Genomic DNA, 13,419 nt, shown 5'->3' with positions numbered 1-13,419 from the left:
CTAACCGACAGCAATTCTGAGTTCCGCAAGGGTTCCTACAGTTAGCCGATCACCGGAGCCGATGATCGTTGTGGAGCTATACTCCTCGACGATCGCTGGTCCCGATACGGAAAAGCCAACCGGCAGGTCTGCTCGGCGGAACACCGGGGTGTCAAGGCGCTGACGCGTCCTCCGGCAATAGACGTTCCGCTGCGCATGAGGCTTAACATTGGAATTGTCGGCCATACGGCCGACATCTTCCAAGGTTGGGCGCGGCGTCGGCACAAAACCGATTGAACGCAGAACGACGAATTCCGGCTTGAGTGAAGCGTTGATATGCCCGTAACGCTGGCGATAAGTGGCTTCGAAGGCGCTCGTAATTGCCGCCACGGTTAAATCTTCCGGGAGCCGGATCCGCACGCTATGCGCTTGAGACGGATAACGCATATCGGCTTCGAATTCGATCGCGATACTCGAAACGCCATACTCCTTCGTCATTTCGCCGGTGAGTTGATCCTTGAGTGATTTCAGACTTTCCCGGAGAGCCTCAAGCGAGGTTTCGGAAAGCTTCTGAAGATGGGTTTTCTCCAGATCGCGCCGTGCGTCGGCCATCAGCATTCCGAAGGAAGAGAAAGCGCCTGGATTGGGCGGAACCACGACCTCCGGTATGCCCAGGGAGCGCGCTAATTCCGCTCCGAACATCGGGCCGCCGCCGCCGAAGGCGATGAGCTTGAAAGCTCGAACATCACGGCCGCGTTCAATCGAAATTTCCTTGATCGCACCGGTCATGGCCGTCAAGGCAAGGTCCAGAATACCTTGCGCAGCGCGATCAATTCTATCAGGGCCGGAAAATCCAAGCGGGATCGCGAGTTTTTGTTCAATGACGCGGGCCGCGGCTTTCGCATCTAGCACCAGCCGGCCATTCATGAAGGTATTGGATCCAATGCGATCGAGAATGACATTCGCATCTGTAACAGTGGGTTCGGTTCCACCACGCGAAAAGGAAATTGGCCCCGGCGTCGACCCCGCACTCCGCGGCCCGACGTGGAGACGCTTGTTATCGTCCAACCAGGCGATCGAGCCTCCTCCTGCGCCAACCTCCACAATATCCAAAACAGGTGTGCGGATCGGAACGCCGCGCTCATAGCCGCCAACGAAATAGGTCGACTGAGATTCAAACCTGCCGTTTTCGACCAGGGCGCATTTTGCAGTTGTACCGCCCATGTCGAATGCAATGGCCTTTTCAATATCAAGAGCCCGCGCATATTCCGCGGCGGCGATACAGCCGCCGACCGGGCCGGATTCAACCATCGCAATCGGAAGAACGGTCGCCTGCGCAACGGAAAGGACGCCACCGCTTGAGCCCATCATGTAAAGACGTCCCGGAAAGGAGGCTGTCTTCAGCCTTTGCTCAAATCGGTGGATGTAAGACGCCATGTCGGCTCCGACAAAAGCATTCGCGACGACCGTCGATGTTCGTTCGTATTCAGACCACTCGCGCGACAGTTCCGAACCCGCGGAGACAAAGACATCGGGCAGCATCTCTCGGAAGAATCGACAGGCCTCCTCCTCATGAACCGGGTTTCGATAGGAATTAAGAAAGGAAATCGCTACCGCTTGAATTCCGTTGCTACGGAAAATAGGGATAAGGGATGCGAGGCCTGCGGTGTCCAGGGGCTTTAGGACGGCTCCATCGCCGCCGATCCGCTCTTCGATTTCGAAACGCAAATGCCGCGGAACAAAGGTCGGATTCCTTCGATAATACAGATCGAAGGGCACCGAGCGGTTGCCGCGAGCGATCTCGACGACATCGCGAAATCCAGCGGTGGTCACCAACGCAGTTTTTGCTCCGCGGCGCTCCAAAAGCGCGTTAATTACATGGGTTGTGCCATGCTTTAGAAGCTTTGCATCGCTGACATCCGCGTCCGTGTCTTCCAGGCCGCGGATAACGCCATCGAGAAGATCGCCGTAATCGGTGAGCGTTTTTCCGAATTTCGTCGATCCGGTCACCATGTCGTGGACGGCAAGGTCGGTAAAGGTGCCTCCCGTATCGGCCGCGATGAGGTATCTCATTTTTGGTCTTCCCAGCCGAACGCTTCCTGCCCCACGCAGATGCAGCAAGATCGCACCAGTCCGGAGCGTCGTCAATAAGAATTCCTTCTGTAAGGAATAAAAGGGGCAGTTGGAAGATTGTCGCGAACGTCGTAATCCCTACAGCTGACCAATCGTAGGAGGATTGCTTGAGATCGGTGACCAAAAAGCCTGTCGTTCCGCCGCGGTCCGCGGTGCCTCGGCGAAAGGGCAGACCGGTTGGGCAGGACAATATTGGTGCTGATCGAGTGCTTACGGCCGCGCGGCAGCTTCTAAGGGACAAGCGCCCGGATCAACTAACCCAGACGAATATCGCCAAAGCTGCCGGCGTCGATCCCAAGCTCGTCCGTTATTACTTTGGGACCCTGGACAACCTTCTGGTCCAGCTCGCCCACCGGTTCATTTTGGATATCAGCGATCGCCTCACGGCTATTAGCGATATTCCTGGCACCACGGCCGAGAAAATCGAGCTCCGCATCAAGACTCTCTTGTCGTTTTACGTCGAAACGCCAAATTTCTGGCCGCTGCTGCTGGATAAAATTTATTTGGCAAGCGATGCAAAAGCCAAAACCGTCAGGCGTGATTTCAACAAAACATCCTATCAACGGCTCGAAAACATCGTTTTGAAGGGCATTGAGCTTGATGAAGTCCGTGGCGATATAGACGCTCGGTTCCTGTACATGGTCCTGTTAGGTGTCTGCGAAATATTTGCGACGGCGAAGCCTATCAGGGACGTGTTGTTTTCAGAGTACGAGCAAGATGGCTTGGCCGAACGCTATGCCGATTTTCTTTCCAAGATCATCGTGAACGGCTTGAAGCCGCTGGGTTGAGCGCTGAACCGACCCCGTCCATAGCCGACACGCTGTCAAAGTGCAGCAGGCCACGACATCGCGACCCCTGCCGCATGATCTACGGCTACGCACGGGTACCCTCGCCTCTGTTTCTCTGCCCATTTCAGGATCAAAGCGAGATTAGCCTTGCCGCGAGTCGGATGCGCTTCAATGCGAACCGTCCCTGCACGTCCTATTCGGCCCCATTCACGGATCAGCGACCATTCGCCGAATAGGGTCGGCTGTACGTCCAGCTTATAGAACCGCGCCATGTTCTTGTCGTCATCGATCCGGACCAGGTTGATTGCAGCCATCTATTTGGCTCGCCCCACCAAAGACGAACAGATGGATCCTTGCATCGTTGGCTCCACGGGAATTCAGCTTTGGTGTGTGACGCCTCTGCGCGTTTAACAACACGAAAGGTATGAGGCGTCGCGATCACTGCCCTCCCCCATAAAGCCGTGGAAACCAACGATCGACCACGCTTGCCGGAAATCCCAGCCGCACCGGGCTGCGAGTGGTCTCGGAAATGAGATAGCCTTGATTGATGAGGTCGTTGAGCACGGTGCGTGCCTGCCGGGTCGCATAGCCGGTAAAATCGGCCGCGTCGCCGCGGGCGAACTCGCCATCGAGGACCGCCATACGCAAGATGGGCCATGAGCCCTTTCGCAGCCGCTTTGCCGCCGTCTCTTCCTTTGCCCAGATCTCCATGCGTCGCAGCAACTCGGAGGGCTCCAGAAGGCCTTCCATGAAGTCGATTTGGTCGATGCAGGTCGAGAGGAAATAGCGGCAGAATTCCGTAAGGCCTGCCAGAGTGAGATTGCCACGGCCGTCGAGGTCGCCGCGTCGCGGCTCGTCCGCGGCCTGCAGCATGGTCTTGTAGTTATCGACACTACGCGCAAGGCCACGCGAAACCGACCAGAGCTCTGATCCCACATCCAGTTCGCGCAGCAGCGCGTGCGAGAACAGTCGCGCAACCCGGCCGTTGCCGTCCATAAAGGGGTGGATCCACGCCAGGCGATGGTGGGATGCGGCGACGCCGATGATTTTACGCAGCCTCGAAAGGTTGGGCGACGTATAGCCTTCGGCGAACCGCTTGATGAACGCCGGCAGGTCGACCGGGTCAGGCGCGACATGTCGGCCAACGCGGACATGCTCGGATCTCAGCACGCCCGGAGCCATGGTGATCTTGCGGCCGGACTCTGGATTTTCGACCACCAGCATTTCTGCCGGCAGGCGTTCGCAGAAGTTGCGATGCGTCCAGGTGATGAACGCTTCGGACATGACTGGGCTGGGCCCGTCCCCGCGGTCGATCATCCGTTGCACTTCGATGTGTGCGCGCGCCTCGAGCTGGAGGTTGCGCCGCTCCGGCTCTGGTGCGAGCTCGTTGTTCATGGCGCGGTCGATATCGACTGGCAGCGTGTTGTGCCCCTCAATGAGGTTGGAGTAGTAACAGTTCATTGAACGCACTAGGTCACCGACGGACGCGCGCAGCACTGGATGCAAGCGGGTGGCAAGGCCGCTGGCCTTCGCCACCAGGTCAGTCGCCAGGTCCTCGAGTTCCTTATTATCGTCGGGAAGAAGCGGCTCCATCGCTGCAATCGTGGTCATTTTGCCGCTTCCATTGCCGGTTATTTATTTAGCAAAGATAGGGCATTAGGCCCTATCGCGTCACCCTACTTTGCCGCTTTTTTTGCCGCGCCCATGCATCCCTGCAAATGACTTGATCCCGTTTTGTTCTCATTTAGAATACATTCCTAGCTCAACAGCTTCTGCAGCCAGGGCTTTGTCGACACCTCGAGCATGCGGTTTCGGTGGAAAACCGGTGGCCAAGTCCATGTTCGGCTAGCCGTATGTGGACATCCAGCGCCGCGACATCGCAATCGCCCGCAGATGATGTTGAATCCGGCCGTACCAATGAGGGGAAGTTCATGAGTCTCAGAGCAACCGGCGCCGGCGCTTCGCACGAGCCCACCCTGCATTGCCCGAACTGCAACCACGAAATCAAGCTCACGGAATCGCTGGCCGCTCCCCTCCTCGCGGAAACACGACAGCGCTTTAATGAGCAACTGGCAGCCAAGGACGCAGAGGTCGCCAGGAAGACCGAGGCCCTGCGCAAGGAGCAGGACGCGGTCGCACGGGCGCGTGAGCAGATTGAAGACCAGGTGGCGCAGCGGCTGTCGGCCGAGCGCAGCCAACTGGTGGCAGCCGAGGCCAAAAAGGCCCGTGAAGCGGTTGCGGGGGATCTACAGGCCAAGGCGGCGGAGACCGCCGAGCTGCGCAAGAACCTTGAAGCCAGCGACGCGAAGCTGGCTGAGGCGCAGCAGGCTCAAGCCGAGGTAATGCGCAAGGAGCGCGCGCTGGCTGACGAAAAGCGCGAAATGGACCTCACTATTGAAAAGCGCGTGCAGGCTTCGGTTGACGACATCCGGGCGAAGGCCAAGCAAGAATCAGATGAAGCTGCGCGCCTGAAGGTCGCCGAGAAGGACCAGACCATCGAATCAATGACGCGCACGATCGAGGAATTGAGGCGCAAAGCGGAGCAAGGCTCGCAACAAACCCAGGGGGAGGTTTTCGAGGTTGAGCTTGAGGAGCTTTTGCGCGGCAAGTTTCCGATGGATGTCATTGAGCCGGTCGCCAAGGGCGAGTTGGGGGCCGATGTTATTCAGCAAGTCAACGGCTCTGTCGGGCAACCCGCCGGCATGATCCTCTGGGAGTCCAAGCGGACCAAGGCCTGGAGCGATGGTTGGCTGGCCAAGCTCCGTGAGGACCAGCGGCGCTGTGGCGCCGACATTGCCCTCATCATCTCACACGCCCTTCCCAAGCAGATCGAGCATTTTGACCTGGTCGCCGGCGTTTGGGTGGCGCACCCGCGTTGCGCACTGGCCGTGGCGGTTGCGCTACGTCAGTCCCTCATCGAGATATCGAGTTCGCGGCTGGTCCAACAGGGACAGCAAACCAAAATGGAGCAGGTCTACGAGTACCTCACGGGCACGAGATTTCGCCAGAGGGTCGACGCCGTCGTCGAGAAGTTCAACGACATGCGTGAGGATCTAGACAAGGAGCGCAAATTCATGGCTCGCCAATGGGCCAAGCGTGAAACTCAAATCGTTGCGGTCATTGAATCCACTGTTGGCATGGTGGGCGACCTGCAGGCGATCGCCGGCAAGGCGATGCCGGAAATAGCCAGCCTCGACACGCCGATGCTTGAAGGGCCTGGAGAAGCCGCGGCCTAATACACCAGAACCAGATGGGACAAGGAGGAAGCCACGAGCCGTGCGCGCGGAACGGGTTCGACTTGCAAGTTAAGTCAATCTTGGCATAAATCGAAGAGGGATAGCGAAGGCCCTGATCCGAAGCGTCACTTGCCTTGCCATTAGCCCGGCACAGCGACAGTTAAGGCTACCGCTTTTCCCCACACCAACCGAACCTACGATATACTTTCCGTTTCGCTGCATAGGCCTCAGTTCAGAGTTGAAGATTCACGCATACGGTGGTGGCCAACCCTTTATCTAGTTGTCGTTCGAGTCGGCGAAGTCCTCATGGGCTTTCTAACCGGCCAGTGACAGACTGGCGTAAAAACCTTTCTTGATCAAATAGTTACAACCCACCTATGCTACCCGAACGCGGGCATTCTCCTTCCTATTCAGTTTCGCCCTCACACGATTTTACGCGACGCCTTTCACCCTGCGCCGTATCTTCGTGGTTGCCCTCGGGTCCGAGAGGACGCATGGCGACCGGATCGCTATCGTCCGCTCGAAAGACGTTTGAACAGAAAGAACTACCATGGATCGCCTCACCCAAATGGAGTTGTTTGTTCAGACCGTAGAGCTATCCAGCATCACGCGTGCTGCAGAAAAGCTTGGTCTGTCGGACTCGGTCGCTAGTCGTAGCCTTAGTGCCCTAGAGCAGAGGCTGGGGGCACGACTGCTGGAACGGACAACGCGTCGACTCTGGCCGACGGAAGCCGGTCGTGCATACCATCAACGTTGCGTGCAGTTGCTCGTGGAACTCGCGGACGCCGATGCAACTGTCGGTCAGTACAGCGTTCGGCCGTCCGGCGTGCTGTCGCTGACAAGTTCGCCCTCATTCGCGATGATGCACATTGCGCCGATGCTTCCTGAATTCTGGCGGTTGTATCCTGGCCTGTCGATTCAGATCCTCGCGGCCAATCACTACGCGGACGCAATCGAATCGGGAGTAGATATTGCAGTGCGAACGCGCCCCTTCGAACCTGACTCGGGAATTACCGTACGAAAGCTGACGCAAGCTCGTTACGTTCCCGCCGCATCGCCGAAGTATCTGGCCGAGCGCGGCGCGCCATCGACTCCCAAGGAGCTGGAGTGTCATCCCACGCTGATCTACGGCTTCTCACGGGAGATTCAGCCGCTTGTCTTCTCGCGGGGCGACACAACAGAGACGGTGCGGCTCAAGCCGGCACTATTGTCCAGCGAGGGCCGAGTGCTTTGCGCCGCCGCCCTTGCCGGCGGCGGTATTTTGCTCCAACCGATGTATACGATCTATGATGACCTTAAAGCAGGGCGTCTCGTACCCGTGCTGCAGGATTGGCATCTGCCTGCTCTGGCCATCAACCTGGCCTATCACTCACGCAAACATCAGCCGGCCAAGATTCGCGTCTTCATCGACTTCCTGCTTGCGCACTTCGCCCAGCAGGATTACGAGCGAAAGTGGAATGAGTGGCCACCAGCGGCAACGACGGCTGGCAACTCTGCAAGTACCGCCTCATCAGGACGCAAGCACGCACCCATTGGCGCCGGCTCGTCGGACCAGCGTGGCACGGGGTGAGAACCTACTCCGGCCGGATGGCGCAGGCTCATTCAGGCGCGTCCACTGGCTTCAAGCCAATCGTCGAGGCCATTCTACGGGCGATCTCCGCTTCGTCGCGGCGGAACCGATTGATTTCATCGACAGTGGTCGGATTTGTCGTGAAATAGGCCGTCGCCATCTTCTCCTGTACCTTCTTGTCGCGCAGAGCGGACGTGAAGGCTGAATTCAAGCGCTCGATCACGGGGGTAGGTGTCGCCGCAGGCGCATACAGGCCGAAGTAAGACTGGATGCTCTTGGGGTTCGCGTTCAATTCGGCAAGCGTCGGAATGTTGGAAAGCTGCGGCGCACGCGTGCCGTAGTCGATTGCAATAGGCTTGATCGCACCCGCCGCGACGAATTCAAGTGCGTTGGACAGTGCAAGCCATGCGATTTGCACCTCGTTGCTGATGAGAGCGGTGGCTACCTGGGCAGAGCCACGATACGGCACATGCGTCATGTCGGCCTGCAACTCTCGGCGGAACCACTCGGCATAGAGATGGCCGACCGATCCTGCGCCGAATGATCCGAAATTGAGCTTGCCCGGATTGGCTTTTGCATAGGCAATGACCTCCGCGAAGCTGTTTAACGGTAGCGTGCCGTTGATGAACAATCCCGACGGCGCCGATGCTACCTTCGTGATACCGATGAGGTCCTTGGCCGGATCGTAGGGAAGCCGGCTGAAAAGCAGCGGCGCAAAGGAAAGGCTGTCGGAGTTGGTCACGCACAACGTGTAGCCGTCCGCCGGCGCCTTGGCGCATGCATTCATGCCGGTGATCGTGCCGCCGCCGGGTCTGTTTTCGACAATGATCGGTTGTCCCAGGCTTTCCCGGACCGTGTCGGCGAATGCGCGGATCACCAGGTCGGTCGCGCCGCCCGCCGAATACGGAACGATGATTTTCAGAGGTTGATTGGGAAATGTCTGGCTATGAGCCGGAAGAATCGGCTGTGCGGCGGAAAGAACCAGCAGCAACCGCATGAGGCGAACAAACCCTGACATTTTTTGTCTCCTCAGAAAGCGCTGAAGGACGCGAGCCCTGCCCTGCGCGTTGGGTGAACGAGAGAGTAGTCACCGGCTCCGGGTGAGAAATACCTGGCTCGCAAATCATTCGTGCTGGACCGGCACGAATGCCGGTTCCCCGGTGCCGCACGCTCCCCGCCGGCTTCGGCGCTGTGACCTGCCTTTCAGTTGTCCATCTCCTTGAGGACCTCCGCGGCGACGCGGAACGAATCGATCGCCGCTGGCACGCCGCAGTAGATCGCGGCCTGCAGGAAGACTTCCTTGATCTCGTCCTTGGTCAGACCGTTGTTGATGGCGCCGCGCACGTGCAGCTTCAGCTCATGCGGACGGTTCAGCGCGCTGATCATGGCCAGGTTCAGGAACGAGCGGGTGCGGCGATCCAACCCTGGACGATTCCAGACGTCGCCCCAGCAGTACTGAGTCACCAGTTCCTGCATGTCGATGTTGAAGTCCGTGGCGTTCTTGATCGACGCATCGACGTATTCCGGGCCGAGGACGGCGCGGCGCGTGGCCAGGCCTTGATCGAACAATGCCTGGTTCTTGGGGGCATATGGACGGGTCACAGATAGCTCCTTGTTGGGTTGTTGGGCGGCGCAGGAAACGGGCGGGTCAGGACGTGCGGATTATGTGGCTGGCAGCGCCCTCGGAGTATCCAGCGCGCGCCTGACGTCAGCCGGCACCCTCGGATATCCCCACCGGCGACCGGTGCGCAGCCCGGCTTTGCGATAGGCTTGGACAAGCATCTCGGTGTGCAGGACGGTGACGGCGATAGCATCCAGCACGCCGACCGAGTCTACCTCCTGGATGCCGAGGTGGACTGCGAGCTCGTTGAGCACGCCCTCGCCGGGAATGATGACATCGGCACCGGCGTCGATTGCCGTCCGGCAAGCTCGTTCGAATGATGCACGCACCACGTCTGGCTTCTTGAAAGCGTTTTGCAGGTCGAACTCGGTCAGTGTTGGCTCAAGGCCGACCACGGCGGCGACGCGGGAGTTGAGCTGGTGCCGAGCCACGCCCTCCTGCAGCATACTCACGCCTGCAAGGCCGATCGTGACGATACCGACCTGGGAGGCAACCGAACAGGCGGCGAACAAAGCGCTCTCCGTCATCGACGTCACAGGAATGTCGAGAGCAGCACGAGCTTCACGAAGAGCCGGCTCAGCGAACGATGCTATCATCACTGCGTCGAATCCTTCGCGCTCGGCCTGCTCGACCTGCCTGAGCACCAGGTCCGCGATCCGATGCCTCTCCGTGGGATACGCAAGCGCCTGCGCAGGAGACGAGGATCCGTAGGTCCCGGACGGCACCCCGTGCAGGACCACCTCAGTCCCCTGGCTCGCCACGTCGGCGAAGCGACGCGACAATGACGCTGCGTACTGCGGTAGCGCGTCGAGCTCGGTAACGGATTGATGCCAGATGCGCATGACGATCTCACTTTCGTATCGAGGATCAGGACCGGGAGGGAGAGGCACGGCCTTTCGCTGGCGCTGCCGCCTGATGAATGGCGAGCCACCGTTCGATCGTCTCGGAGACCTCCGACGGCACCTCCAGCGTTGAAAGGTGCCCGCAGGCAAGGATCTCCAACTCGGCCTCCGGAACGAGACGCGCGATCTCGTTGTTCACGCTCGGCGGCGTCACCCGATCGTCGTCTCCTGCGATCACGAGCGTCGGCAGGTTCATTCGAGGCAGTTCGGCCCGGCGATCCTGCCGTTCGAGTACGGCCTGCTGCTGTCGTACGAAGGTGTCAGCTCCTGCATCGCGAGTCATCTGGGCCACGGCCTCCGTCAGTTCGGGCTTTCCACCGCCGATAAAGCCGGCAAGCCTCTCGACGACCTGATCGAAACTCCCGCTGCGGACCTCGTCGATGAGCGCGCCGCCGCGCTCCCGCTGCTGCGGCGATGCCGAGCGGGCATTGGTGTTGAGCAAGATCACGCCCGCCAGCCGATCGTCTCCCCGCAGCGCGACCTCGAGCGCTACGTAGCCGCCCATGGAGGTGCCGGCGATGAAGAACCTGTCGGGTGCGTGCGAGAGGATTTCATCGGCCCAGGCCGCTATGGAATTGCCCTTGCAGGCCGCGACCTTCGGGTCGACCACGCTGGCGAGCCCGTCCATGACAGGCTGCCAGAGGCGCCCGTCTGCTGCGAGTCCAGGAACAAACACAACGGGGATTCGGCTCATGATCTACGACCTTTTTCTCACTCTGGGATGGACCGGCATGGAAGCGCGGGCTTCGATCCGTCGGGGCATGGCGTGACAGGACATATGTGGCGGGCTCCATGTCTAGGAAGCCAGCACCAGCGGCTCGGAGCGCATCCGCGCGGTGAGCATGAGCCGCTCCAACAGCACGTCCGGCTCCGTGGCCAGGCGGCGCAACCGGACCAGGTCTGCGTCGCGCTGCTGCGGATCCGTCGTATCGAAGATGAGCCGCTTGGTCTCCACAGCGGCGGGGGACACGATTTCGAGAAAGATTCGGCGTCGCTCCATGGCGTATCGATCGAGGACCGTGTCGTCGACATCGCCGCGGGCAACGGCCGCGAGCGCGTCGTAGAGCGCGAAGGCATCGAACAGGCCCGAGGTGAGGCCATAAGCGCCGCTGGGATTGGTCGCATGCGCCGCATCGCCGGCAAGCAGCACGCGGCCGACACGGAAACGCTCGGCTGCGCGCTGATGCATACGGTAGGCCGCAAAGGCATCAACCTCGATGTCCCGCGCTCCGGGCAGGATGACGTCGAAGTACGCTGGCATGCGCTCGGAAATGCTCTCCTCGGCCAACTCCAGCGACTCGCTGTAGGTACAACGCCACAGGTCGCCCTTGTCGAGCTTCACGATGATCGCGCCATAGGTCGAATCGATCAGGAACGTGGTACGCGCGTAGCCGTGCTTGGAAAAGTCGTACCGAACGTTGCTCGCGATGAACCGCTTCGGCCACGTGATTCCCTCGAACTCCAAACCCAATGCCTTGCGCACGGCGCTTGCCGCGCCGTCGGCGCCGACAACCCATCCCGCGCGCAGATCGACCGGGCCCTCAGGACCTTCGGCGTGCAGAGCCACTCCGCTGCCGTCCTGGGTCAGCTCGCGCACATTCGTGCTCCAGCGGACCTCCGCATGGGGATATTGCTGGAGCCGGCGCAGTGCGATCTCGGCGAGCCGATCCTGTCCAAGGTGGAGATTGAACGGAAACGGCGCTCGTCCCTCGAGGACGCCAAGGCTGTAGTTGATCTGCTCGCCGGTCGCGAAATTCAGGAAACTGTAGTCCTGCTTGGCGAATCCGATACCTAGCGCCTCCTCGAGCAAGCCCAGCCGCGAGAGCCCCTCGAGCGCTGACCAGTGATAGGTGATCGCGCGCGGCGACGCGACGATTTGCGACTCGCGCTCGATGACGGTCACCGGAACCCCGGCCTGCGCCAACCCGAGTGCTGCGATCAGCCCCACCGGCCCCGCTCCGACGACGGCAACGCTGTCCGCAACAGCCATGACTAATCCCTTCTCGTTCATTGGTCGCCGTTTGATCGGCGCAGCGCGGGACAAACTAGTGCCGGGCGTGAACTGCCCGATCACCTGCGCCGTCAAGCTCCTACGCAGGTGCGCGGGCATCAGTGGCAGCGGTTAACTGCAGGGTTAGTCACAGCCCGGCGGCGGAAAAATACTCCGTTTGCAAATCATTCTTGCCGCGATGGAAAGAATCCGCCGGATCGCATGCCGAACCAAAGCACGCCAACCATCCTCGCCACCGAAGACCCGGGCTCAGCTTTATTCGGGTCATTCGCCCAAAAACTCCAAGACGAGTTGATTGAACTTCTCCGCCTCCTCCCATTGCGGCCAGTGATGCGAATCCTCGAACACGACGAGACGCCCCTTCTTCAAGAAGGTGAGCGCCTTTTCCGCCACGCTGGGATACTGGCCTGGATTCGTCGGCGTCCAGACCAACAACGTTTCGCATGCGATGTTCTGCAGTGCTTCAGGACCTTCACGCTCTGTCAACGGCGACGGCTCAGCCACGGTCCGCATCATCCGCCTTACAAATCGATTGTTGAATTCCGACATCCCAGGCCGCTTGAAAATGGCGTGCCGTATATCGATGAGCTCTTCGGGAACGTTGTCCGCACCGCCCTTGAAAAGAACTCCGAGCCTTTGGCGGACCTGCTCCCTCGACCACCCTTTCGCGGTTTCGCTGGGCATCTGCAGGACTCTGCGCCACGCCGCCCCACCGACCTCATCGCATTCGAGCGGAACCCCGGTGTTAAGTATCAGCTTCTTCACCCGCCCGGGATTTTGTCCGGCGTAGAGCGCCCCCGCAACCGCGCTGAAAGAAAGTCCGCAGATATAGACCGGTTCGTCCGTCACCGCGGTATGAACGGCGTCGATGAATTTGACGAGCAAGTCGAAATTTGGCTCTGCTACATCAGGTACGCCTGCCTGGCCCGGTATGCTTGAATAGCCGTGTCCCACGAGGTCGACTGCCACAACATGGAACCGTTCCGACAGCGCTGCGATGTTCTTCGTATAGGCTTCCGCATGCCCGCCGCCGCCGTGCAACAACAGGAGCGTGGGCCCCTCGCCCGCTTCTAGACACCGAACGACGAAGTCACCCGCCTTCTTGTAGGATTGGCGAAGTTCGAGCCCCGCAAAATACGTCCATATTGTGCTGTTCGCGCTCACTGACATTCTCCAGTT

12 protein-coding genes are annotated in these 13,419 nt (G+C 59.8%); 3 read left to right on the top strand and 9 right to left on the bottom strand.

The features are described 5' to 3' along the window. On the bottom strand, positions 1-2,052 hold the full coding sequence (locus tag JQ611_RS07000) for a hydantoinase/oxoprolinase family protein (protein WP_212464955.1): 2,052 nt from the start codon (positions 2,050-2,052) through the stop codon (positions 1-3). Positions 2,053-2,228: 176 nt separating this feature from the next. Here JQ611_RS07000 and JQ611_RS06995 point away from each other — a divergent pair, with 176 nt between their 5' ends. Then, positions 2,229-2,900 carry a TetR/AcrR family transcriptional regulator gene (locus JQ611_RS06995; RefSeq protein WP_312011874.1) on the top strand — a complete coding sequence of 224 codons (672 nt, stop codon included), beginning with the start codon at positions 2,229-2,231 and terminating at the stop codon, positions 2,898-2,900. 35 nt (positions 2,901-2,935) lie between these two features. On the opposite strand, the gene JQ611_RS06990 is transcribed toward JQ611_RS06995, so the two are convergent. Both JQ611_RS06990 and JQ611_RS06985 read right to left on the bottom strand, forming a co-directional pair. Further along, positions 2,936-3,214 carry a WGR domain-containing protein gene (locus JQ611_RS06990; protein WP_212464953.1) on the bottom strand — a complete coding sequence of 93 codons (279 nt, stop codon included), beginning with the start codon at positions 3,212-3,214 and terminating at the stop codon, positions 2,936-2,938. Between the two features lie 124 nt (positions 3,215-3,338). Continuing rightward, a complete protein-coding gene (locus JQ611_RS06985; RefSeq protein WP_249132985.1) occupies positions 3,339-4,511 on the bottom strand; it encodes a Fic family protein in 1,173 nt (390 codons plus the stop codon). 320 nt (positions 4,512-4,831) lie between these two features. Here JQ611_RS06985 and JQ611_RS06980 point away from each other — a divergent pair, with 320 nt between their 5' ends. Next, the gene (locus JQ611_RS06980; protein WP_212465039.1) at positions 4,832-6,136 is read left to right on the top strand and encodes a DUF2130 domain-containing protein; all 1,305 of its coding nucleotides are present in this window, start codon (positions 4,832-4,834) and stop codon (positions 6,134-6,136) included. Positions 6,137-6,686: 550 nt separating this feature from the next. Continuing rightward, the gene (locus JQ611_RS06975) at positions 6,687-7,706 is read left to right on the top strand and encodes a LysR family transcriptional regulator (protein ID WP_212464952.1); all 1,020 of its coding nucleotides are present in this window, start codon (positions 6,687-6,689) and stop codon (positions 7,704-7,706) included. A 28-nt stretch (positions 7,707-7,734) separates the two neighbouring features. On the opposite strand, the gene JQ611_RS06970 is transcribed toward JQ611_RS06975, so the two are convergent. The 6 genes from JQ611_RS06970 to JQ611_RS06945 form a co-directional block, all read right to left on the bottom strand. Next, entirely contained in the window at positions 7,735-8,724 is a 990-nt protein-coding gene (locus JQ611_RS06970) for a tripartite tricarboxylate transporter substrate binding protein (RefSeq protein ID WP_212464951.1), read from the bottom strand. A gap of 185 nt (positions 8,725-8,909) precedes the next feature. Continuing rightward, positions 8,910-9,275: a carboxymuconolactone decarboxylase family protein gene (locus JQ611_RS06965; RefSeq protein ID WP_249132984.1), complete on the bottom strand. Its 366-nt coding sequence runs from the start codon at positions 9,273-9,275 to the stop codon at positions 8,910-8,912. A 93-nt stretch (positions 9,276-9,368) separates the two neighbouring features. Beyond that, positions 9,369-10,169, bottom strand: coding sequence for an aspartate/glutamate racemase family protein (locus JQ611_RS06960; protein ID WP_212464950.1), 801 nt, complete (start codon positions 10,167-10,169; stop codon positions 9,369-9,371). Between the two features lie 25 nt (positions 10,170-10,194). Then, positions 10,195-10,923: an alpha/beta fold hydrolase gene (locus tag JQ611_RS06955; protein ID WP_409411256.1), complete on the bottom strand. Its 729-nt coding sequence runs from the start codon at positions 10,921-10,923 to the stop codon at positions 10,195-10,197. A 102-nt stretch (positions 10,924-11,025) separates the two neighbouring features. After that, positions 11,026-12,219: an NAD(P)/FAD-dependent oxidoreductase gene (locus tag JQ611_RS06950; protein WP_212464948.1), complete on the bottom strand. Its 1,194-nt coding sequence runs from the start codon at positions 12,217-12,219 to the stop codon at positions 11,026-11,028. A gap of 285 nt (positions 12,220-12,504) precedes the next feature. After that, positions 12,505-13,404: an alpha/beta fold hydrolase gene (locus JQ611_RS06945; protein ID WP_212464947.1), complete on the bottom strand. Its 900-nt coding sequence runs from the start codon at positions 13,402-13,404 to the stop codon at positions 12,505-12,507. Positions 13,405-13,419 lie beyond the last annotated feature (15 nt).

The organism is Bradyrhizobium sp. AUGA SZCCT0182 (genome assembly GCF_018130185.1).
Classification (GTDB): Bacteria; Pseudomonadota; Alphaproteobacteria; order Rhizobiales; family Xanthobacteraceae; genus Bradyrhizobium.
This window is presented reverse-complemented; position numbering and strand designations above follow the sequence as displayed.